Source organism: Palleniella intestinalis (assembly GCF_013166595.1).
GTDB lineage: Bacteria > Bacteroidota > Bacteroidia > Bacteroidales > Bacteroidaceae > Prevotella > Prevotella intestinalis.
Window position 1 is genome coordinate 167,840 of record NZ_JABKKG010000001.1, and the last position, 24,325, is coordinate 192,164.

Below are 24,325 nucleotides of genomic sequence, written 5' to 3' on the forward strand. Positions count from 1 at the left end.
ACAAAATGCTTATAGACTATAAAAACGCTACAATATATCAGGACGAACAGTGCATCCTGAAAGACATTAATTTCCGAGCCGATGAGGGAGAGTTCATCTATCTTATTGGCAAAGTTGGTTCAGGTAAGAGTTCCCTACTGAAGACATTCTATTGCGAACTCGACATTGACGAGGCAGAGAACGCTATGGTTCTTGACCGTGAAATCATGAAGATAAAGCGCAAGCATATTCCTGAGCTACGGCGTGAGATGGGCATCATATTCCAAGATTTCAAGCTACTTCATGATCGCACAGTGTACAACAACTTGCATTTCGTGCTAAAAGCTACAGGATGGCAGAAAAAAGATGAAATCGATACACGAATAGATGAGGTGCTGGAGGCTGTCGGTATGACAGAAGCCAAGGAAAGCCTGCCACATGAACTGTCGGGTGGCGAACAGCAACGTATAGCTATTGCACGTGCTTTGCTCAATAAGCCGAAGGTTATAATTGCCGACGAGCCGACTGGAAACCTTGACCCAGAAACTGCCGAGAATATAGTTGCACTGCTGAAAGGCATCACACGCACAGGGACAACAGTTATTATGTCCACACACAACATACCTATGCTTGACAAATTCCCAGGAATTGTCTATCGCTGTGAAAATAGCACACTAACAGAAATAAACAATAAAAACATATAGAATTATGAAAGTAATGAAATTTGGTGGCACATCTGTCGGCTCACCAGAAAGAATGAAAGATGTATGCAAACTCATCACCAAAAGTGGTGAATCAACATTCATTGTTCTGTCAGCCATGTCTGGTACTACCAACTCTCTTCTTGAGATCTCCAACTATTTCTACAAGAAGAACATTGATGGAGCGCACGACATCATCAACCAACTGAAAAAGAAGTACATGAAGCACGTTGATGAGTTGTACACAGATAAAGGCATCAAGGCTGAAATCACCGAATTTCTGAATGACCGTTTCCAGTATCTGCATTCTTTCTCAAAAGACACTTTCACAAGTTTCGAAGAGCGTGCCGTTGTGGCACAGGGAGAGATAATGTCTACAAATATGGTGGTTGCTTATCTCAGGCAGATTGGAATAAAAGCTATTCTGCTCCCTGCTCTTGATTTCATGAAAACCGACAAGAACCAAGAACCGGACATGGCTTTCATAAGGGAGAATCTCAGCAAGATTCTTGATGAGAACCCAGGTTACCAGATTTATATTACCCAAGGATTCATCTGCCGTAATGCTTATGGCGAGATTGACAACTTGCAGCGTGGTGGCTCAGACTATACAGCGTCCATCATTGGTGCTGCAATAAAGGCAGAGGAAATTCAGATTTGGACAGACATTGATGGTATGCACAATAATGACCCGCGTATTGTGGAACATACAGAACCTGTACATCAGTTGAACTTTGAGGAAGCTGCAGAACTGGCATATTTTGGTGCGAAGATACTCCACCCTACTTGTGTTCAGCCGGCAAAGAATGCAGGAATTCCTGTTGCGTTGAAGAACACAATGGCTCCGGAAGCTCCAGGAACTATCATCAATAATGAACTTCAGCGTGGTACGATAAAGGCTGTTGCTGCGAAAGACAATATTACAGCCATCAAAATAAAATCATCGCGTATGCTTCTTGCATCAGGGTTTCTGAGCAAAGTGTTCAATACTTTTGAGAAATTCAAGACTTCCATTGACATGGTCTGCACGTCGGAAGTTGGTGTTTCAATGTCGATAGACAACACTACTCATCTTGATGCCATTGTGGATAAACTGAAGCACTATGGCACAGTGACTGTTGATACGGACATGTGCATCATCTGTGTTGCTGGCGACCTTGATTGGGAGAATGTCGGATTCGAGGCAAGGGCAACGGCTGCAATGAAAGACATTCCTGTACGCATGATATCTTATGGTGGTTCAAACTATAATATATCATTCCTCATACGTGAATGTGACAAGCAAAGAGCGTTGCAGAATCTTTCTGATGCATTGTTCAAATAACCAATGATACATGCCGCATATAATGATGATATGCGGCATGTACTCAGGACTGATATACAATTACAATATTTCCAAAATCAAGGTACATATATTTCACAACGATGTTTCCGATAGACAAATTTCAAAATATAGAAACCCCATTCTATTATTACGACACGGAGCTGCTCCGCACAACACTAAACACAATAAATAACGAAATCGGCAAGTATGAGAACTATTGTGTACATTATGCTATAAAAGCAAACGCAAACCAGAAGGTACTTAGGATAATCGCTGAGGCTGGATTGGGTGCAGATTGTGTCAGTGGCAATGAAATAAAGGCTGCTCTTGAAGCCGGCTTTCCTGCAAGCAAAATAGTGTACGCAGGAGTAGCCAAGACTGATAAGGAGATTCTTTTGGGCATAGACAATGACATCTTCTGTTTTAACTGCGAAAGCATTGAAGAACTGGAAGTTATACAGCAGCTTGCTGCATCACGACACAAAAAGGCACAAATAGCATTCCGCATTAACCCTGATGTTGGTGCACACACTCACTCCAATATAACCACGGGACTTGCTGAAAACAAATTCGGCATTCCCATGGCAGACATGGAAAAGGTCATTATGCTGGCTAAGAACATGCCAAACATTGAGTTCATAGGACTTCATTTCCATATTGGAAGCCAGATACTTGAGATGGAGGACTTCGAGGCATTGTGCAACCGTATTAATGAATTGCAAGAACGTCTTGAGGAACAAGGTATAGTGGTACAGAACATTAATGTTGGTGGCGGTTTGGGTATAGACTATGAGAATCCAAAACAAAATCCTGTTCCTGATTTCAAATCCTTTTTCGAAGTGTATGCAAAAAACATGAAAGTGCGTCATGGGCAAAAAATTCATTTTGAACCCGGACGTTCCGTTGTTGGGCAAATGGGAACTCTCATAACACGTACTATCTATGTAAAGAAAGGGACAAAGAAGGAGTTCTGCATACTTGATGCCGGAATGACAGACCTTATCCGCCCTGCTCTATATGATGCCTATCATTATATTGAGAATATTTCCAATCCAAATGGGACAATAAAGGAATACGATGTTGTAGGTCCAATCTGTGAATCTTCCGATGTGTTTGCCAAAAACTATAATATGGCAGAAACGAAACGTGGAGACTTTATAGCAATATGCTCTGCAGGAGCTTATGGTGAGATTATGGCATCACAATATAACTGCCGCCCATTGCCAATTGGGTATCTTTCTGAAGAGTTCAAATAACAAACAACAGTAAGGCTGTAATCATGCCTGAAGCGATATGAGCAAGAACATTTCAATAATAATAATAACCAATGACAATGACATTGTATTGCGTGACACATTACCAACAGTATTGTGTCAGCAATATGATGCCAGGTTTGAGGTGATTGTCGTCCGTGAGACAAAGAAGGGTGACATAAAAGATATTCTTGAGCCGTTCTATCAGCAATATGAAAATCTTCACTCAACATATCTTCCTGACCAGCCGCAATATGTCACTAATGAGGAAATAGAAATCTTACTTGGAGTAAAAGCGGCAAAGTATGACAATGTGGTAATGATTTCTCCTGCATTCTCTCCTGAGTCGGACGAATGGCTTCAACAAGTCGGCAATGTTCTTGAGGAATATCCATTGTCAGACGACAATCGACCGATTATGCTTGGAGATGCACACATTAAGAAGATAGGATTTTTCAAACGCTATAAACATAAGCGTGAAGTGAGGAAAATTATCAAGAAATGGTGTAAGCCACATGGAGTGAACAGAAAAAGCCTGTATCTCAGCAAGGAAAATGCGGGGCTGTTTTCCATAGCATTTCTGCATGATAGTTATATCCGTGATATGTCGCTCCGCAATATAATATACAAGCAGATTTATATATAAGTAAATTAGACTCCACGGCATGAAAGTTCTACACTACATACCAAACTTCAAAAAGAGTATGGGGCAGGCTGCAAAGTTTGTCCAAATGCTTCAAGTCATTATGGGAACAACCGTGGAAACAAACATTATCTCCGGCAACATCTCACGAACAGAGTTTAACAAAAGGACAAATGAACTGCAACCGGACATAATCCATATACATGGCTGCTGGAGTGCTAAAGCTGCCATTGTGGAACTATGGGCATTGCACAGCAATATCCCTGTCGTTCTTTCTCCACATAACGGACTGTCGCAAAGAGAAATACAGATTGATTTCTGGAAGAAGAAACTGCCATGCATCATCACTTATCAATTCCTTGCCATAAGAAAGGCTATGGTTCTGCATGTGACATCGTCGCAAGAGCTTGAGGACATTAAGCAACTTGGTTGGAAAAAACGCATTGCCCTTATCCCAAAACCGAATGGGAGCGAAAATGAAGAGCAATTTGTTGAGACATTCCGTGCTTTGTACCAGAAAGTCATCGATACAGCTCAACGCAACAAGCTTTCAGAGAAGGAAGAAGCATGTGTATGGGCTTTGTTGCATGCTTCTGTCATCGCACGCCATTCTCAACATATAAAGTCTGAAGACAGCGATTCATTCTTGACGCATATAGAATACATTCCGGCTGTGGACTCGAAAGCATTGGAAATGCTGCACAAGCTATCCACACATAATTGGAAAAACATGCAAATCTATGCAATCGACCATGGTATAAAAGAATTACTGATTTCTGGGGCGAACTCACTGGCGCTGCAGTTGCCGATTGCTATAGACGCTTTGCCTGCACGCTTCAAAACAAAATCAACAATCATTCCATGCACAGTCTCCAGCAAAGAACTTAAAATACTGCGGAATCACGATTGGGAGCCGAATGCACTTACTTTGGCGACTGATATATTGAATTTGAATAAAATGCTTGGCAAGAATCAATATGACAGTGCTTGGCAACCACCGGGTGTAATGCTTCTATCAATTTATGAAAATCTGTTGTACACTCCATATGATGAAGCAGCATTCCGTGACATAATCAAGCGCCTTGGAATTACGGATTTCTGCTCCTGCATAATGCAGATACTCGCAGAAAAACTACAACTTCCAATTGGCTTTATGCCACTTGACCCTGCATCTGCCAAAGCCGCAAAATCACTATACAAGAAAATTAACGATTTCAATATTCCGATAAAAACAACATAATCCATATATATATATATACCTTAGCATCTTATGACAAACAACGAAATAGAAAAGGATATGCGCTACCTGCAACTTCTTGCGCGCAATTTCCCGACAATATCTTCCGCCGCAACGGAGATAATTAACCTCTCCGCTATACTCAATCTCCCGAAGAGTACAGAGCATTTCCTTGCTGACATACATGGTGAGCACGAGGCCTTCCTGCATGTTCTTAAAAACGCATCGGGAAACATAAAGCGCAAAGTGAACGAAATATTCGGCAACACATTACGTGAATTGGAGAAAAAAGAACTGTGCACGCTTATCTACTATCCTGAACAGAAACTTGAGTTGGTAAAAGCCAACGAAGAAAATCTTGGCGACTGGTATCACATAACGTTGCACCAGCTTGTCGCTCTACTGCGTGATGTGTGCTCAAAATATACCCGTTCAAAAGTAAGAAAATCACTGCCGGAAGAGTTTTCCTACATCATACAGGAACTTCTTCACGAACGCACTGAAGACCAGAATAAGGCGGCATACGTTAATGTCATCATCGAGACGATAATCTCTACACAGCGTGCAGACGATTTCATCATAGCAATATGCAACGTAATACAGCGACTATCCATTGACCAGCTCCACATTCTCGGCGATATATATGACCGTGGACCTGGTGCCCACATCATCATGGACACTCTGAACACCTACCATTCCTGGGACATACAATGGGGAAACCATGATATCCTTTGGATGGGTGCAGGAGCAGGAAACGACGCATGTATCTGTCATGTCATCCGTATTTGTCTCAGATATGCAAATCTTACCACAATAGAAGAAGGATATGGTATCAATCTTGTGCCGCTTGCGACATTCGCCATGGAACATTATAATGATGACCCATGCACCGGATTCGAACCGATAGTACTTGACGGCAACACTAATCTTGATGAGAAGCAGTGCCGCCTTACAGCAATGATGCACAAGGCAATCTCTGTGATACAGTTCAAACTTGAGGCTGAGCTGTTCCATCGTCATCCGAATTGGCACATGGAAAACCGCGATATAATTTCTACGGTGGATCTTGAGAACAATACTTGCCGTGTTGACGGAGAAACATACGAAATGCAATATGCCACATTCCCGACAGGCATAACGCTTACTGATGAAGAACGACTGCTGATGAAGCGGCTGCACCATTCTTTCCGTGTGTCGGAGAAACTGCAGAAGCACATCCGCCTTATGTTATCACATGGTTGCATGTATGCCATTTACAATGGCAACCTGTTGTTCCATGCCTCCATACCGCTCAATGAAGACGGTTCTCTGAGAGAAGTGGAGATAACTCCTGGCACATTCCTGAAAGGCAAGGAGTTGATGCACAATATCGGTATGCTTGTCCGCTCTGCATTCCAACAGGACTCTTCACCGGAAGACAGGCAATATGCACGTGACTATTTCCTGTACCTTTGGTGTGGAAAAGACTCTCCACTGTTCGACAAATCCAAAATGTCAACATTCGAACGTTACTTCATAGCTGACAAAGCTCTGCATAAAGAGGAAAAAGGATATTATTTCAAGCTCCGTGATAATGAGAAGATCATTGACGGCATAATGGACGCTTTCGGATTGACAGGACAAAACCGGCATATCATCAATGGTCATGTACCAGTTCATGTAGCCAATGGCGAAAACCCAATCAAAGCCAATGGAAAACTCATGGTTATCGATGGTGGATTCTCGGAGGCTTACCACAAAGAGACCGGTATTGCCGGATATACACTCGTCTACCATTCACGTGGTTTCCAATTGGTGCAACACGAACCGTTCACAAGTGCGGAGGATGCTGTGCTTAGAGGGACGGACATCGTTTCCACAACACAGATTATCGAGATGGCAAACCACCGTATGCTTGTGGCTGACATCGATAAAGGAGCAGAGTTGCGTGAGCAGATAAGTGACCTTAACAAACTCCTTTACGCTTACCGCCACGGTTTCATAACAGAGCGTGAAGCAAAGAAATAGGCTGAAGGCAACAGTGAGGAAACTCCCATGAATCTCTGGCAAACCTTATAATTCCATAAGAATGAAAATAATGATTTTCGCAGCTGGACTTGGCACGCGCCTGAAACCACTGACGGACATAATCCCAAAAGCGCTTGTGCCCGTCGGTGACAAACCGTTGCTGCAACGAATCCTTGAAAAAGTCGACAAGCCGGGCAACACCGTGGTTATCAATATTCATCACCATAGTGAACAGATTCGCAATTTCATCAAAATAACCGAGCATCATTGGAAATCAGAGATAAAACTGTCTGATGAAACGGACATGTTGCTTGACACCGGAGGTGGACTCCGGCAAGCCATCCCACTGTTCCAATCCTCTGAGCAAGATGCTGACATAGATGCCCCAATACTGATTCACAATGTTGATATCTTATCAAATGTTGACATTGAGGAGTTTTACAGGAATAACATGCAGAATGATGCCACCCTGCTTGTGTCACCACGCAAGACATCACGCTACTTGCTGTTTGATGACGATATGCGCCTTGTCGGTTGGATAAATACAAGTACAGGTGAGATAAAGTCACCATACAAGGAATTGCGGGAACAAGCTGGCAATGCCCCAGACTTACTTGTGCTCCACTCCACTCCACTGCGGAAGCTCGCATTCTCCGGCCTCCATATGTTCTCTCCAGGACTCTTAAGGATGATGACTCCACTGCCGAAGCGATTTGGCATTATGGACTTCTACCTTGACATCTGTATGGAACACAATGTCAGAGGCGTGGTGAAGGAAGACTTACAACTGCTGGATGTTGGCAAGTTGGATACTCTTGAAAATGCAAAAGAATTTCTTAATCAATTATAAAACCGAATGCAAAAGATTATCATTTTAGACTTTGGCAGCCAGACAACTCAGTTGATAGGCCGCCGTGTCCGTGAGCTTGACACATTCTGTGAGATTATGCCGTACAACAAATATCCGGAGGATGATTCCGATGTCATTGGCGTAATTCTCTCAGGCTCACCATTCTCTGTGCATGATCCGGAAGGCTTCAAACCTGACCTTTCACGATTTGTGGGCAGACTGCCGGTTCTCGGAATCTGCTATGGTGCACAGTACTACTCCTATTCCAATGGTGGAAAGGTTGAGAAGACGAACACACGCGAATACGGTCGCGCACATCTCGCTTATATAAATAAGGAGAATGCGCTTTTCAAAGGTTTTGACGACAACTCTCAGGTATGGATGTCACACGGTGATTCCATAACTGCTGTTCCTCAGGACTGCGAGTGCATAGCGTCAACCTCTGATGTGAAATACGCAGCTTATGCTTCCACCGAGAAACCGGTGTGGGCTGTGCAGTTCCACCCAGAAGTGTTCCACTCTGTTCAGGGCACACAGTTGTTGAAGAACTTCGTTGTCGACATTTGTGGCTCGAAGCAGGATTGGAGTGCGGACTCTTTCGTTGAAACAACAGTAAAGGAGTTGAAAGCACAGATTGGTGACGACCGTGTTATCCTCGGTCTTTCCGGTGGTGTCGACTCTTCTGTTGCAGCTGTGCTTCTGAACAAAGCAATCGGTGACCGTCTCACATGTATTTTCGTTGACCATGGCATGCTGCGCAAGAACGAGTTCCGTGATGTAATGGAGGATTACAAGTGTCTCGGACTCAATGTTATCGGTGTGGACGCAAGCGAGAAATTCTTTGCAGACCTTGCCGGTGTCTCAGATCCGGAGCAGAAGCGTAAGATTATCGGCCGTGACTTTGTGGAAGTTTTCAACGAGGAGGCGAAGAAAATCAAGGATGCAAAATGGCTTGCACAAGGCACTATCTATCCTGACCGCATCGAGTCACTGAACATCACAGGTAAAGTCATCAAGTCACATCACAACGTCGGTGGTCTTCCAAAAGAGATGCACCTGTCTCTTTGCGAACCACTGCAGTGGCTGTTCAAGGACGAGGTTCGCCGTGTCGGACGCTCAATGGGAATGCCGGAACATCTCATCACACGTCATCCGTTCCCAGGCCCTGGACTTGCTGTGCGTATCCTTGGTGATATTACACCTGAGAAAGTGCGTATCCTTCAGGATGCCGATGACATCTATATCCGTGGTCTGCGCGAATACAAGACACGTCTTTCCGGTGAGCAGGCACGTGCAGTCCTTGCTGCAGGAGTACCGGCTGACATGGAGAATGGCGAGATTGAAGTATCACTCTACGACCAGATTTGGCAGGCAGGAACAGTGCTTCTGTCAACAGTCCGTTCAGTAGGTGTTATGGGGGACGAGCGCACTTACGAGCATCCTGTGGCTCTCCGTGCCGTAACTTCAACAGATGCGATGACAGCCGACTGGGCTCACCTCCCTTACGACTTCATGGCGAAATGCTCCAACGAGATTATCAACAAAGTCAAGGGAGTCAACCGTGTTTGCTACGACATCTCCTCAAAACCACCGTCAACAATCGAGTGGGAATAACATGTGACTGTTGAAAATTAGGTTATACGAAAAAAACAGTTACTTATACAGAAATTGTACCCTGCTATTGTGGGGTACAATTATTTTTGTACCTTTGTATCATACGGCAGAGCAAATCCTACAAATGATGGAAAAGGAATTTACAGACGGTGTTTATGAGGTGGTTAACGCTATTCCTGCGGGTAAGGTACTGACTTATGGACTTGTAGCGCAACTTGCAGGCTGGCCAAACCGTTCCCGTATGGTGGGACATCTGCTGAAAGAATGTTCTGCAAAAAATGGCATACCGTGTCATAGAGTTGTAAACAGCAGCGGACGACTTGCACCGGGATGGACAAAGCAAGCGGAGTTGCTAAAAGCAGAAGGTATTACAATAAAGGCAAATGGATGTGTGGACATGAAGCTGCATTTATGGAACTTTGATGAATTGGGGCTATAAAGTAATAGCTGTCATCAATGTCCACACCCAAAAATATATAAAATAATCAATCGCAAATGAAAGGTAACACTTCATATTACAAAAGGTTATATTTTACATAGCAAAAGGTAACACTTTGGCATATAAAGTGTTACCTTTTGCTATACTAAGTTTATCCTTGTTTTAGATTTTAATCAATCTCCTCAAAATCAACGTATTCCCCCTCGTTTTTGTCTATTTTGCTGTTACGTGGTTTTGGCTGTCCGGAAACTGTCGGGTTATGTTGTTTTTTATTATGTCTTGATGTTGCCGCTTGCCCTCGGAATGTCCTGAATATATTCAGGAACTTTGACAATATTGTGACAAAAAGTATCACAGCGACAGAAACGACAATCAAGACAAGTATGCCTAAAAACTTTATAATAACCATATCACTAATTCTAATTATGTAAAAATGACCTTGAAAAGATAGTTATTTCTTTACGACATCAAGAATCACAGATAGAACAATGTATGCTAATATCACAACAGCAATACCAGCAATCTGCCATATTGACAAAACAACGGCACTGAAAGCGATGAAGCCATATTTCACCGGATTGCCTTGATGGCTTATTCCCCAATGCTTGAATTTCAATGCAAACATCGGAATTTCAGAAATCAGCAGCCAACAGCTGACAAGCATCAGGGCAAGAAGTGTCAGTACTGCATAATTGTTTGACTCTAAAAAGTTTTTATAACCAACTATGAGTGCTCCCCAAAACAATGCGTTTGCCGGCGTAGGAAGACCTATGAATCCCATTGACTGTCGTTCATCAAGATTGAATTTTGCCAATCGCAGAGCGGAAAAGGCTGCCATTATAAACGCAAAGAATGGTACTAAATTGCGAAAAGGCTCAAGGAAAGACGGATAATCAATAGCTATCAGTTCTGAAAACAGTATTGTCGCTGGAGCCACACCGAATGTTATTACATCAGCAAGAGAGTCAAGCTCTTTGCCTATTGGTGAGGACACTTTAAGCAGGCGTGCTGACATTCCGTCAAAAAAATCAAATACAGCACCGGCAACAATCCATAGCAAAGCAAGTGACGCATAACCATAAAATGCGTAGTATGTTGCTATACACCCTGAAACAAGATTACAAGATGTTATTATATTAGGAATATTCTGTTTCAATTTGCTAAAATTTAAGTTATCCGTTGTTTGCCAAGACTCATTTGGAGATACAGACTATATTTCCTTTGAAGGCTGTTTCAAATAAGCTATTATTGTTTGGTCGCCAACGGTCTTTTGTCCCATTTCAACACACACTTCTGCGTCTATTGGAAGAAAGAGGTCTACACGTGAACCGAATTTTATAAAGCCTAAATGTTCATCAATATAGCAGTCATCGTCTTGTTTTGCATATGTGACAATTCGTCGTGCCATAGCTCCTGCAATTTGGCGACAAAGGATTTTCTGCCCGTTTGTAGCTTCAATTATGACATCTGCATGCTCATTCTCTGCAGCAGCCTTTGGTAACCATGCCTTATGATAGTTTCCGTCAAAATGCTCAACTTGCAGCACATGTCCGTCAACAGGAAACCAATTGGCATGCACATTGAACAATGACATAAAGATGCTGACCATTTTGCGCTTCTCATGGAAATATTCATTTTCATCAACATCTTCAATGACAACAATTTTTCCATCAGCCGGGGCAACAACTTTACATTCTGTGCTACATTCGCTGTCAATTGGAAATTTGCGTATAGGGCATCGGAAGAAGTTAAGAACTATACACCATATGCTGCCAAAAACAATCACAAAAGTCCAAAAAGGAACTTGTGACTCAAAAGCACGCCATAGGACAACGGCGACAGCTATAAGCACGAATGCTGAATAAATAAGGGTCTCATTTCCTTCACGATGTATTCTGATACGCTTGATGCGCTTGATTTTCTGCATTTTCTTTCCCATTAAAAACAGGTCGTTAGATTTGTTTTGATTATATTTTCTGCAAAGTTAATAAAATTAATTTAAAATAAGGAATGTAAATTGTCTTTTTTGTTCAAAACACGCTTTTTTAGTTTATTTTAGAAGAAATTGTTGTAGGTGTAAAATAAAATGTCTAACTTTGCCTTGAAATATCTTTTGAGATGGCATATCGTGTCAAACAATAAAAAACACTTTTCATGGAAGATTTCGTACACCTTCACGTTCATACTTATTATTCAATACTTGACGGTCAGTCGCCTGTTGGCGCTTTGGTCGACAAAGCCATTGCCAACGGAATGCGGGGAATGGCTATAACCGACCATGGCAACATGTTTGGTGTCAAGGAATTGTTTGATGTCTGCAACAAGAAAAATTCAGCCTTGAAAAAAGAAGGCAAAGAGCCTTTCAAGCCTATTTTCGGGTGTGAGGTGTATGTTGCGCCACGCCACAAGGAGGATAAGGACAAGGATAAAGACCGTAAACGTTATCACCTTATATTACTTGCGAAGAATCTTAATGGTTATAGGAATCTGATAAAGATTGTAAGTCGTGCATGGGTTGACGGTTTTTACAAGAAGCCACGTACAGACCATTATGACTTGGAGAAGTACCATGAGGATATTGTCTGCTGTTCAGCATGCCTTGCCGGTGAAGTGCCTTCAAAAATTCTCAATGATGACATCGAAGGCGCAAGAGAGACTCTCCGCTGGTATAAAAGTGTGTTTGGTGACGATTATTATCTGGAACTGCAGCGTCATGAGGTTACAGACCCTAACCAGCGTGCAAATCGCGAGACATTTCCATTACAACAAAAAGTCAATAATGTCATAATACAGTTGGCAAAAGAGGAAGGAGTTAAACTCATTTGCTCCAATGACTGCCACTTTGTAAACGAGGAAAATGCTGAAGCGCATGACCATCTGCTATGCCTGTCTACAGGAGCGGATTTGGATGACCCTAACAGAATGCTGTACTCAAAGCAGGAATGGTTCAAGACGCGTGAAGAGATGAATGCCATATTCAGTGATGTACCTGAGGCTTTGAGCAATACATGCGAGATACTTGATAAAGTTGAGACATACGATCTTGATTCGGACCCGATAATGCCATTCTTCCCTATCCCAAAGGAATTTGGTGTGGAAGAGATGTGGAGGGAGAATTTCTCAGAGCAAGACTTATACAAAGAATTCACATCCGACGAATATGGCGAAAACCAGCTACCTGAAGAAGAAGGTGTACAGAAGATAAAAAAACTTGGAGGGTATGACAAACTGTATCGTATCAAGTTTGAGGCTGACTATTTGGGAAAACTTGCATACGAAGGTGCATCACGTCTGTATGGTAATGAATTCAAGGTTATTCCTTATGATAAAGCACTGCAGCCGGATGAACTGTCTTCATGGGCAGAGGAAAATGGCATAGGCAAAGAAGTTGACGAGCGTATACGCTTTGAGTTGCACATCATGAAAACAATGGGCTTCCCCGGCTATTTCCTTATTGTCCAAGACTTCATCAACTCAGCACGTAAAGAATTGGGGGTATGGGTCGGTCCCGGACGTGGTTCTGCTGCAGGTTCTGTTGTGGCTTATTGCCTTGGCATCACGAAGCTGGACCCTTTGAAGTATGATTTGCTGTTCGAGCGTTTCTTGAATCCGGACCGTATTTCTCTGCCTGATATTGATACAGACTTTGATGATGACGGACGTGGCAAAGTCTTGAACTGGGTTATGGACAAGTATGGTCACGAGAATTGTGCGCATATTATAACATATGGCACAATGGCGACAAAGAACTCATTGAAAGATGTCGCCCGTGTAGAGAAACTTCCTCTTGACAGAAGCAATGCTCTTTGTAAAGCCATACCGGACCGTCTGCCTGACGGGTTGAAGATGAATCTCCCTAACGCAATAAAATGCACACCAGAACTAAGGGAGGCCGAAGCTTCGCCTGACAAACGTGAGTCCAATACAATAAAATATGCCAAGATGTTGGAGGGAACAGTCAGAGGAACAGGCATCCATGCCTGTGGCTTCATCATCTGCCGTGACCCAATATCAGATCATGTACCTGTTTCTACAGCAGACGACCCGGATTTTCCAAACACAAAGACAGCTGTCACCCAATATGACGGTCATGTGATTGAGTCCACAGGACTTATCAAAATGGACTTCCTCGGATTGAAAACTCTTTCCGAGCAGAAGGAATGCTGTCGTATTGTAAAAGCTGTGCATGGCGTTGACATAGACCTTGACAATATACCCATTGACGATGAGCTGACTTACAAACTCTATCAAGACGGAAGAACCATTGGTACTTTCCAATTTGAGTCTGCCGGTATGCAGAAATATCTTCGCGAACTCCACCCTACTGTGTTTGAAGACCTTATCGCGATGAATGCACTCTATCGCCCGGGACCTATGGACTACATTCCATCATTCATCGCCCGCAAGAACGGCAAAGAACCTATCACTTATGACATCGACATAACAGAAAAGTACCTGAAAGACACTTACGGTATCACTGTCTACCAAGAGCAAGTGATGCTTCTTTCACGCCAGCTTGCCAATTTTACACGTGGCGAGTCAGATGCCTTGCGTAAAGCGATGGGTAAGAAGAAGAAGGACATCGTTGACAAGATGAAGCCTAAGTTCATTGAGGGCGGAAAGAAAAACGGTCACGATCCGAAAGTGCTTGAGAAAATTTGGACAGACTGGGAGAAATTTGCATCATACGCTTTCAACAAGTCACATGCTGCTTGTTATTCATGGGTAGCATATCAGACAGCTTACCTTAAAGCACACTACCCTGCCGAATTCATGGCAGCAATCATGACAAGGCGTAAGAGTGATATAAGGGAAATAACAAAGCTTATGGACGAATGCAAGGCAATCAATGTACCTTGCCTTGGTCCGGATGTAAATGAATCTTATGTTGATTTCGGTGTCAATAAAAAGGGGGAAATACGCTTTGGCCTTGCAGCCATCAAAGGTATGGGAGCAGGACCGGCCATGGCGATAATATCTGAAAGAGAAAACAATGGACCATACAAAGATATTTACGACTTGATGGAACGTGTCAATCTTTCCCTTGTCAACAGGAAATGTTTTGAGTCATTAGCTCTCAGTGGTGCTTTTGATAGCTTTGGCTCTCCACGTGAACTGTTCTTTGCACTTGACTCGAAAGGGACCACCTTCATGGAAGCACTTGTCAGATATGGACAACTTTTCCAGCAAGAGAAGCAACAGGCACAAAATTCTCTATTTGGCGGTTTCGATGATATTGAAATTGCCAAGCCGAAACCAGGGCAGTTTGAAGAATGGAGTGCTATTGAAAAACTGAACAAGGAGCGCGACCTTGTCGGAATATATTTGTCTGCACATCCTCTTGACGAATATCGTGTCATATTGGAAAACATGTGCAACACCCACCCTGCAGAACTTGGACAAGGTGCAGACAGAGAGGAACTGTCACAGAAGGAAAGCATCACACTTGGTGGCATCGTGACCGGCATACGCACAGGATTCACCAAAAACGGAAATCCTATGGGGCGTGTGACCATTGAGGACTTTGAAAACTCCGGAGAACTTGCATTCTTCGGTCAAGATTGGGCAAAATGGAGTGGAATGATGCAGGAAGGCTGCTCCATATACATTACAATGAAATGTGCAAAGAAATTCCAAAACTCAAACTACTACAACATTGATGTGATTGATATGCAATTCCTCCAAAAAATCAAGGAAGAAAGCCTTCATCGCATAACAATAGCTATTCCATCAAAGCAATTTGAACAATCTGATGCAAGCACAACCACAGAGAATGACATAAGCGATTTCTCCACAATCCTTTCAAAAAAAGCAGGACCAACAGAAGCATGCCTTGAAATCATGGACTCCGAATCAGGAAAGTCTTTGAAGCTACGTGTAAAGAACACTATTACAGTCACGAGCGAACTTCTTGATTTTATCAAAGAACATGAAAACTGGAATTACTATATAAACTGACAAAGACATATAACTAATTGTTAAATAAAAACCATAATAAATCATGGAAATAAAAATTACAAACGAGAACTACGAGACACTGAAAAATGGCAATGAACCATTAGTCATTGATTTTTGGGCAACATGGTGCGGACCATGCAGGATGATAGCACCTATCATCTCACAGCTTGCTGAGGAATATGACGGAAGAATCACCGTCGGAAAGTGTGATGTTGAGGAGTGCGAGGACATCGCTGTAGATCTTGGTATCCGTAATGTCCCTACAATCGTGTTTTTCAAAGGCGGAGAGATTGTTGACAAGGTTGTCGGTGCCGTAAACAAAGCTAAAATCCAAGAGAAATTTGAGGCTCTGCTGTAATGAAGCAACGTGCACCACGCAATAAGACCATAACAATACAACTTGACGAAAAGCAAGAATTGAAAAACCGTCTTGCCACGGTTGGTACACTACGTAACGGCCGTGGCTGGACGGATTGTGTTATACATGGAGACATCATGGATGTTCTAAAGGAAATGCCTGATGCTTTTGCAGACCTGATTATAATAGACCCTCCATACAACCTTTCACGGAAATTCGGGAAACAGTTCTTCTCGAAAAAAACAGAAGAGGACTATGAAGCATATCTGCGTTCATGGTTACCAGATGTGTGCAGGAAACTCAAGGATGACGGCTCTCTTTACCTGTGCGGGGACTGGCACTGCACATCAATACTGCAACGCGTCCTTGCCGAGAATCTCCATATCATTAACCGCATCACATGGCAACGTGACAAAGGGCGCGGCGCAACTGCCAACTGGAAAAATTCGATGGAGGATATCTGGTTTGCAGTGAAGACCCCGGATAATTACCACTTCAATCTTGACGCTGTGAAAATGCGCCGCATTGTAAAAGCCCCCTACAAAACAGACGGCAAACCGAAAGACTGGCATCAGAGCCAAGATGGCAGGTTCAGAGACACATGTCCGGGAAATTTCTGGGACGACATCTCCATACCGTTCTGGTCAATGCCGGAAAACACCGAGCATCCAACCCAGAAACCGGAGAAGCTCTATGCAAAACTTATTCTTGCGTCAAGCATGGAAGGTGACACCATCTTCGACCCATTCCTCGGAAGCGGCACAAGTGCTGTTGTCGCAAAAAAGCTCGGAAGACATTTTGTCGGATGCGAAATAGAAGAGGAATACTGCCTTGTAGCACAGAAAAGACTCAATATCGCGGAAGACAACCGGACAATACAAGGGTATAAGGACGGTGTCTTTTGGGAAAGGAACTCACAACCATATCAATAAAAAAATGGAACCAATAATAACCCACTTTACAGACACAGACCTCTACAAGTTAACAATGTGCTGCGCCATTCTCAATTGCTATCCGCGTGCAATGGCAAAGTACAAGTTTGTCGACCGCAACAACACAGTCTACCCTCCGGGATTCGGCAAACTCGTAGAGGAGCAGATTATTTACCTTGAAAATCTCCGCTTCACGGAAGAAGAGAGAATATTCATGCAGAAACGCTGCTACTATATTCCACAATGGTTCTTCACATACCTGAAAGGATTCCGCTTCAAGCGTGACTGGGTCAATGTCCATCAGGATGAGGAAGGACACATTGAAATAATGTTTGAAGGATATTGGCACGAAACGGTACTTCTCGAAGTGATGATTCTTGCCATAATATCAGAACTGCATCACCGTCTGTCAGGAGAACTTGACAAGATTGATTTGAGAGACTATTATAAAATGTCGTATGATAAGGCGCGCCGTATGCTTAGTGCCGGTCTGTGTATCTCAGAGTTTGGAACACGTCGCCGATTTTCACTCGCGACAGAAGACATGGCTGTCAAAGCATTCATGGATGCAGACCGTGACCTGCGCAAAGAACTGGGAAAAGAATATAAAGGTTCTTTCCCCGGAACTTCAAATGTATGGCTTGCACTGAAATACAACGTGATTCCTATCGGAACGATGGCTCACGAATTTGTCTCAGCCATAGCCGGAATGTATGGTCCGCAGGAAGCGAACCACATTGCAATGGATATGTGGCAACGTACTTTCATAGGATCACTTGGCATTTTCCTCTATGACACTTATGGCTTCGACGCTTTTGCGGCAAATTTCTCAGAACATTTTGCACGTGTTTTTGCCGGGCTACGTGTCGACAGCGGAAACAACCTTGAGCAACTTGAAAAAATATGCAACAGATACCAGGAACTGGGCTTGGACCCGTCAACCAAGCAAGTTGTATTCTCCAATGCGCTTGACGAAGAGTCCGCCATCAAGCTTCACAAGGCTGTCAACGGTCGTGTGATAGACAGTTATGGTATTGGTACAGCCCTATCTGCTGACGGTGCATTATGGGATATCAAGCCATCAAACATCGTCATAAAACTTCTTGGCATTAAAATGACAGAGAAGCGCCACTGGAGCAAGACCTGCAAGATGTCTGAAGATAAAGGTAAGGTTACAGGAGACAGTGATATTATACAGATTTTCAATTATCTATTACATCGTGAAGATTAGTCACAGATTGTTTTGTTTCCTAATGTCGCTTTTGGTATGTACAGAAGGATTCTCACAAAACGACTTCACCATATCAGAAGTAAAAACAGACACTACCCTTGCAAGCCTTTCTGTTCTGCATGTCGATGAGAACGGAAAGACCTGCAAGGGTGTTATCATCTGCAATAAAAAGATAGCGAAAGACCTTATTGATATTTTCCGGAATCTGTACAAGGCACGCTATCCTATCCATTCTATACGTCCGGCATCGGAATACGGAAATGATGACGAGCGTTCCATGTCCAACAATAACACATCATGCTATAATCCACGGCGTACAAGGAATGGCGGATTGTCAAAACATGCCCGTGGAATGGCAGTAGACATCAACCCGTTATGGAATCCTTGCATTCACATTTCAGACCGAAATACAGGGCTCATTGAACCAAAGAATGCTAAGAGAACAAGGAAAAGCACACCTAAAGAGCCACGTATCGACAAGAATGACTTATGCTACCGTCTCTTTATCCGGCATGGATTCAAATGGGGAGGTGCATGGAAATCTCTGAAAGATTACCAGCATTTTGAAAAATAATGACAAGGAAGTTTGTTTCATGGTTGGCTTTTTTTCAATATGTAAACAAAACGGAACTATTACTTTACATAATGACTAATATGTTGGCATTTTGAAAAACTCAAACCGTAACAAATGTTAAAACAATATTGGTTTTTCGAAAGGTAATACTTTGTATGGTAAACGGTAACGCTTTGCAATACCAAAGGTAACACTTTATATTGTAAAGCGTTACCTTTCATAATGTCATCTGTATCTTTAACATTCCTGACATATAAATTTTATTCTGGCTACGAATGTATCTTACTCTATACAGAAACTGTGCTTGTTGTTTCTGAAAACTACATTCATAGTTTTTCCTCTTGCACCTTCGGTGTCCGATATGCAGAGTGCAACATGTCCCATTGTGCGGCGCAGGTTTATTTCCACACAAGGATTGATACCAAAACCGTTACCGCTATTTATACGGACAATCATCATGTCTATACCGAACGGTCCAATGTAGTAGCCTGAAAGAGCATGTTGCATCCATTGACAAACTTCACAAGCTATATCATCCAACAATTCAGCAGCAATATATGCTGAAAGTATCTTCCTTTTATCTTCTTCAGGAGCAAGCATATTGCCCGTGTACGCACTGCCAGATGTGCTAAACAGTGACAACCCTTGATACTTAACTGTGCCATCATCGTCTACGTTGAATTCCATAGCAAAGTCCATTACTTTGTCAAGATATCGCTCCACCATTATATGTCCTTGGCTTTCAATGACTTTTTCCGCCCACCGTCTTGTAGCCTGATTCCCATCCATCCATTGCCTGACCCCTCTGCCACTGCTGCTCCATGGAGATTTCAACACAATACTGCCCCAATTTTCCGCAAGTATTTCTATATTATTTATATTATGTACAGCAATCGCCTCACCACAGAAAATATCTGAAAGATGTACAAGGTGGTCAAGAAGTTTTGCAGAAGTAGCGCGGTCTGACAATGCTCTTTGATGTTTCAGGACCTCATCAGACGGCATCAGTCCACGAGGAACACCTGCCCTTGCCAACTGATTGACAATCGCAGAATCCCATCCCCATACATCCACATTGTCGATGTTATTCCGGAAAGTTTTTTTGATGACATCATTTAATGTGCAAAAATGTATCTCTATACATCTTCTTCTCAAGATGCTTTCCACTGCTTCCTGTTCAGAATGTGCTTCAGAGACATCGGATACAACGACAATATCTCCGTCTTTTGCCCATAATGCCGGAAGCCAGCCAAGACTCCGGCGGAGCATGATGCCTGCCTTTGGTGAGGTCCAAAAAGGAGAATCAGCAGCAAGTGCGATGTCGTGTTCGGGATTGAAGATGTGTAATGTCATGATGTCTTTAATCAATAGGTTTATCTCTTTATGGAAAACTTCAAAATCAATGCAAAGGTAATGATAATTTCAAGAAAAGCGAAAAGTTGATATAAATTAAGTGATAAAAAATGCTTAAATTGTTAAAATGATTAAAATCAAGTGCTTGGTAAAGCACCATAAAACACCTTTTCCAAAATAATTTATTATCTTTGCATTGTAAAGAAATCCAGCAAGTGAGAAAGCACAGATAATACATACATAACATAGTATATTTTTTTATTTACAAAAACATGGCAAAAGAAAAGAAATTCATTACTTGTGATGGTAATGAGGCTGCTGCACACGTGAGCTATATGTTCAGTGAAGTTGCCGCAATTTATCCTATCACACCGTCATCTCCTATGGCGGAGCACACAGACGACTGGGCTGCCCGTGGTCGCAAGAACCTTTGGGGACAGACAGTAAGTGTACAGGAAATGCAGTCTGAGGGCGGTGCTGCCGGTGCTGTCCACGGTTCTTTGCAGGCTGGTGCACTGACAACAACATTCACTGCTTCACAGGGTCTGTTGCTGATGATTCCTAACATGTATAAGATTGCAGGTGAGCTACTTCCTTGCGTGTTTGATGTTTCTGCACGTACACTTGCATCTCACTCACTCTGTATCTTCGGTGACCATCAGGACGTGTACGCTTGCCGTCAGACAGGCTTCGCAATGTTCTGCTCAGGTTCTGTACAGGAGGTTATGGACCTTACAGCCGTTCCTCACCTTGCAACACTGAAGACCCACGTTCCTTTCTTGAACTTCTTTGATGGTTTCCGTACATCTCACGAGTACCATAAGATAGAGGTGATGGATATGGAAGACTTGCGCCCACTCGTTGACGAGGCAGACATCAAGAATTTCCGTGACCGTGCTCTTACTCCTGAGCGTCCTGTGACACGTGGTACAGCTGAGAATCCTGAGACATTCTTCACACACCGTGAGGCTTGCAACAAGTATTATGATGCAATCCCTGACGTAGTTGAGCACTACCTTGGCGAAATCTCTAAGATTACAGGCCGTGAGTATCATAACTTCAACTACTATGGTGCTGCTGATGCAGAGAACATCATCATCCTTATGGGTTCTGCAACAGAGGCTGCACGTGAGGCTATCGACCATCTCGTAAGCGAAGGCAAGAAGGTGGGTATGGTTGCTGTACACCTCTATCGTCCATTCTCTGTTGAGTACTTGATGAAGGCTGTACCTAAGACAGTGAAGAAGATTGCTGTCCTTGACCGTACAAAGGAGCCTGGAGCAGAGGGCGAGCCACTTTACCTTGACGTTAAATCTGCATTCTATGACGCAGAGAACCGCCCTGTAATCGTTGGTGGACGCTATGGTCTCGGTTCTTCCGACATCACTCCTGCTAAGATTATCTCTGTATTCAACAACCTTGAACTTCCTGAGCCAAAAAACCACTTCACAGTCGGTATCGTTGATGATGTGACATTCGCATCTCTCCCACTCGTTGAGGAGATGGCACTCGGTGGAAAGTCTATCTACGAGGCTAAGTTCTTCGGTCTTGGTGCTGACGGTACAGTCGGTGCAAACAAGAACTCTGTGAAGATTATCGGTGACAACACTGACAAGCACTGCCAGGCTTACTTCTCTTATGACTCTAAGAAGTCAGGTGGTTTCACATGCTCACACCTCCGTTTCGGTGACGAGCCAATCCGCTCAACATATCAGATTACAACACCTAACTTCGTGGCTTGCCACGTTCAGGCTTATCTGAACATGTATGATGTTACACGTGGTATCCGTGAGAACGGCTCATTCCTCCTTAACACAATCTTCGAGGGTGAGGAGCTTGTTAACTTCATCCCTAACAAGGTTAAGCGTGTCTTCGCTCAGAAGAACATCACTGTTTACTACATCAACGCAACAAAGATTGCACAGGAGATTGGTCTTGGCAACCGCACAAACACTATCCTCCAGTCTGCATTCTTCCGTATTACAGAGGTGATTCCAGTTGACCTCGCTGTAGAGCAGATGAAGAAGTTCATCGTTAAGTCTTATGGCAAGAAGGGTGAGGATATCGTAAAGAAGAACTACGCTGCTGTTGACCGTGGTGGTGAGTACAAGAAGCTTGATGTTGACCCGGCTTGGGCTAACCTCGCTGACGATGCTGTTGTTGAGGACAATGCTCCTGCATTCGTTAAGGAACTTGTACGTCCTATCAACGCTCAGATGGGTGAAGACCTCAAGGTTTCTGACTTTGTTAAGTTCGATACTGTTGACGGTACTTGGTACAATGGTGCTGCTCGTTGGGAGAAGCGTGGTGTATCAGCATTCGTTCCTGTATGGAATGTTGACAACTGTATCCAGTGTAACAAGTGTTCTTTCGTATGTCCTCACGCTGCTATCCGTCCATTCGCTCTTACAGATGAAGAGAAGAAGGGTATCGATGCTCCTATGCAGGAAATCAAGGCTCCGGCAGCTCTGAAGGGTATGCATTTCATCATCGAACCATCTGTTCTTGACTGTCTCGGATGTGGCAACTGTGCCGATGTATGTCCTGGCAAGAAGAACAAGGAGACCGGTGAGGTTGAGAAGGCACTCAAGATGGTTCCTTTCAACCCAGATGCAGAGGATATGAAGAAGCTGGCTAATGATTGGAACTATCTCGTTGACAATGTGGTTTCAAAGCAGAACCTCATTGACATCAAGGCTAATCCAAAGAACTCTCAGTTCGCTACCCCACTCTTTGAGTTCTCTGGCGCATGCTCCGGCTGTGGTGAGACTCCATACGTTAAGCTTATTTCACAGCTCTTCGGTGACCGTGAGATTATCGCTAACGCTACAGGCTGTTCTTCAATCTACTCAGCTTCTATTCCTTCAACACCATACACAACAAACGAGAAGGGACAGGGTCCTGCATTCGACAACTCTCTGTTCGAGGACTTCTGTGAGTTTGGTCTCGGTATGGTAATTGGTAACAAGAAGATGAAGGAGCGCGTGACAATCCTCCTCAAGAAGGTTGTTGACGAGAAGATGGGTTCTGCTGAATATCAGGCTGCTGCTGCAGAATGGATTGAGAAGCAGAATGATGCAGACGAGACAAAGCGTCTTGCAGAAATCCTCAAGCCGGAAATCGCGAAAGGCGCAGAGGCTGGATGCCCTGTATGCGCAGAGCTTAAGACTCTTGACCACTATCTCGTGAAGCGTTCACAGTGGATTATCGGTGGTGACGGTGCTTCTTACGATATCGGTTACGGTGGTCTTGACCACGTACTTGCTTCCGGTGAGGACCTTAATATCTTCGTTATCGATACTGAGGTTTACTCTAACACTGGTGGTCAGGCTTCAAAGGCAACTCCACTCGGTGCTATCGCACAGTTCGCAGCTCAGGGCAAGCGTATCCGCAAGAAGGATCTTGGCATGATTGCCACAACTTACGGTTACATCTACGCTGCTCAGGTTGCAATGGGTGCTGACAATGCTCAGTGTCTCAAGGCATTCCGCGAGGCAGAGGCTTACAACGGTCCATCTATCGTCATCGCTTATGCACCATGTATCAACCACGGTCTGAAGATTAAGGGTGGCATGGGACGCTCACAGGCAGAGGAAGCACGTGCGGTAGCTTGCGGTTACTGGCATCTCTGGCGTTACAACCCAGAACTTGCAGAGCAGGGCAAGAACCCATTCACTCTTGACTCTAAGGAGCCAAACTGGGATCTCTTCCAGGACTTCCTCGATGGTGAGGTACGTTACCTCTCTGTAAAGAAGGCTTATCCACAGGAGGCTGATGAACTCTTCGCAGAGGCTAAGCGTATGGCACAGCTGCGCTACAAGACTTATGTACGCAAGGCTGCTGAGAATTGGGAGGACTAATTCCTTTAGTAC

The 24,325-nt window shown here is 43.5% G+C and carries 19 protein-coding genes; 15 read left to right on the forward strand and 4 right to left on the reverse strand.

Going from position 1 to position 24,325, the window contains the following annotated elements; translation table 11 throughout:
• Positions 1-5: 5 nt before the first annotated feature.
• From HPS57_RS00780 to HPS57_RS00820, 9 genes are all read left to right on the forward strand, one after another.
• Positions 6-683: a cell division ATP-binding protein FtsE gene (locus HPS57_RS00780; protein ID WP_172179241.1), complete on the forward strand. Its 678-nt coding sequence runs from the start codon at positions 6-8 to the stop codon at positions 681-683.
• Positions 684-687: 4 nt separating this feature from the next.
• Positions 688-2,004 (forward strand): aspartate kinase, encoded by a 1,317-nt coding sequence (locus tag HPS57_RS00785; RefSeq protein WP_172179242.1) that lies wholly within the window; start codon positions 688-690, stop codon positions 2,002-2,004.
• A gap of 101 nt (positions 2,005-2,105) precedes the next feature.
• Entirely contained in the window at positions 2,106-3,260 is a 1,155-nt protein-coding gene (gene lysA, locus HPS57_RS00790) for a diaminopimelate decarboxylase (RefSeq protein ID WP_172179243.1), read from the forward strand.
• A gap of 37 nt (positions 3,261-3,297) precedes the next feature.
• Entirely contained in the window at positions 3,298-3,903 is a 606-nt protein-coding gene (locus HPS57_RS00795) for a hypothetical protein (protein ID WP_172179244.1), read from the forward strand.
• A gap of 100 nt (positions 3,904-4,003) precedes the next feature.
• Positions 4,004-5,140, forward strand: a complete 1,137-nt coding sequence (locus tag HPS57_RS00800; protein WP_253946435.1) for a glycosyltransferase — start codon at positions 4,004-4,006, stop codon at positions 5,138-5,140.
• 30 nt (positions 5,141-5,170) lie between these two features.
• Positions 5,171-7,144: a fructose-1,6-bisphosphatase gene (locus tag HPS57_RS00805; RefSeq protein WP_172179247.1), complete on the forward strand. Its 1,974-nt coding sequence runs from the start codon at positions 5,171-5,173 to the stop codon at positions 7,142-7,144.
• A 61-nt stretch (positions 7,145-7,205) separates the two neighbouring features.
• Positions 7,206-7,994, forward strand: coding sequence for a sugar phosphate nucleotidyltransferase (locus HPS57_RS00810; protein ID WP_172179249.1), 789 nt, complete (start codon positions 7,206-7,208; stop codon positions 7,992-7,994).
• A gap of 6 nt (positions 7,995-8,000) precedes the next feature.
• On the forward strand, positions 8,001-9,608 hold the full coding sequence (gene guaA / locus HPS57_RS00815) for a glutamine-hydrolyzing GMP synthase (RefSeq protein WP_172179251.1): 1,608 nt from the start codon (positions 8,001-8,003) through the stop codon (positions 9,606-9,608).
• Positions 9,609-9,732: 124 nt separating this feature from the next.
• Positions 9,733-10,047 (forward strand): MGMT family protein, encoded by a 315-nt coding sequence (locus HPS57_RS00820; RefSeq protein ID WP_172179253.1) that lies wholly within the window; start codon positions 9,733-9,735, stop codon positions 10,045-10,047.
• 169 nt (positions 10,048-10,216) lie between these two features.
• On the opposite strand, the gene HPS57_RS00825 is transcribed toward HPS57_RS00820, so the two are convergent.
• From HPS57_RS00825 to HPS57_RS00835, 3 genes are read right to left on the reverse strand one after another with little or no spacing between them, the layout of a single operon-like run.
• Positions 10,217-10,456: a DUF4834 family protein gene (locus HPS57_RS00825; RefSeq protein WP_172179255.1), complete on the reverse strand. Its 240-nt coding sequence runs from the start codon at positions 10,454-10,456 to the stop codon at positions 10,217-10,219.
• 42 nt (positions 10,457-10,498) lie between these two features.
• A complete protein-coding gene (gene pssA / locus HPS57_RS00830) occupies positions 10,499-11,203 on the reverse strand; it encodes a CDP-diacylglycerol--serine O-phosphatidyltransferase (protein ID WP_172179257.1) in 705 nt (234 codons plus the stop codon).
• Positions 11,204-11,257: 54 nt separating this feature from the next.
• On the reverse strand, positions 11,258-11,986 hold the full coding sequence (locus HPS57_RS00835; protein WP_369811414.1) for a phosphatidylserine decarboxylase family protein: 729 nt from the start codon (positions 11,984-11,986) through the stop codon (positions 11,258-11,260).
• Positions 11,987-12,201: 215 nt separating this feature from the next.
• On the opposite strand from HPS57_RS00835, the gene dnaE reads away from it, so the two are divergent.
• From dnaE to HPS57_RS00860, 5 genes are read left to right on the forward strand one after another with little or no spacing between them, the layout of a single operon-like run.
• Positions 12,202-16,005 carry a DNA polymerase III subunit alpha gene (gene dnaE, locus HPS57_RS00840; RefSeq protein ID WP_172179259.1) on the forward strand — a complete coding sequence of 1,268 codons (3,804 nt, stop codon included), beginning with the start codon at positions 12,202-12,204 and terminating at the stop codon, positions 16,003-16,005.
• Positions 16,006-16,048: 43 nt separating this feature from the next.
• Complete coding sequence (gene trxA / locus HPS57_RS00845) at positions 16,049-16,363, forward strand: thioredoxin (RefSeq protein WP_172179261.1); 315 nt, start codon at positions 16,049-16,051, stop codon at positions 16,361-16,363.
• Positions 16,363-17,295 (forward strand): DNA-methyltransferase, encoded by a 933-nt coding sequence (locus HPS57_RS00850; protein WP_172179263.1) that lies wholly within the window; start codon positions 16,363-16,365, stop codon positions 17,293-17,295. The genes trxA and HPS57_RS00850 overlap by 1 nt, the downstream gene beginning before the upstream one ends.
• 4 nt (positions 17,296-17,299) lie before the next feature.
• On the forward strand, positions 17,300-18,526 hold the full coding sequence (gene pncB, locus HPS57_RS00855; protein ID WP_172179265.1) for a nicotinate phosphoribosyltransferase: 1,227 nt from the start codon (positions 17,300-17,302) through the stop codon (positions 18,524-18,526).
• Positions 18,527-18,548: 22 nt separating this feature from the next.
• Entirely contained in the window at positions 18,549-19,100 is a 552-nt protein-coding gene (locus HPS57_RS00860) for a M15 family metallopeptidase (RefSeq protein ID WP_172179267.1), read from the forward strand.
• A 282-nt stretch (positions 19,101-19,382) separates the two neighbouring features.
• Here the strand turns inward: HPS57_RS00860 and HPS57_RS00865 are convergent, their stop codons facing one another.
• Entirely contained in the window at positions 19,383-20,453 is a 1,071-nt protein-coding gene (locus HPS57_RS00865; protein ID WP_172179269.1) for a hypothetical protein, read from the reverse strand.
• Between the two features lie 272 nt (positions 20,454-20,725).
• On the opposite strand from HPS57_RS00865, the gene nifJ reads away from it, so the two are divergent.
• A complete protein-coding gene (gene nifJ / locus HPS57_RS00870; RefSeq protein WP_172179271.1) occupies positions 20,726-24,313 on the forward strand; it encodes a pyruvate:ferredoxin (flavodoxin) oxidoreductase in 3,588 nt (1,195 codons plus the stop codon).
• Positions 24,314-24,325: the final 12 nt, after the last annotated feature.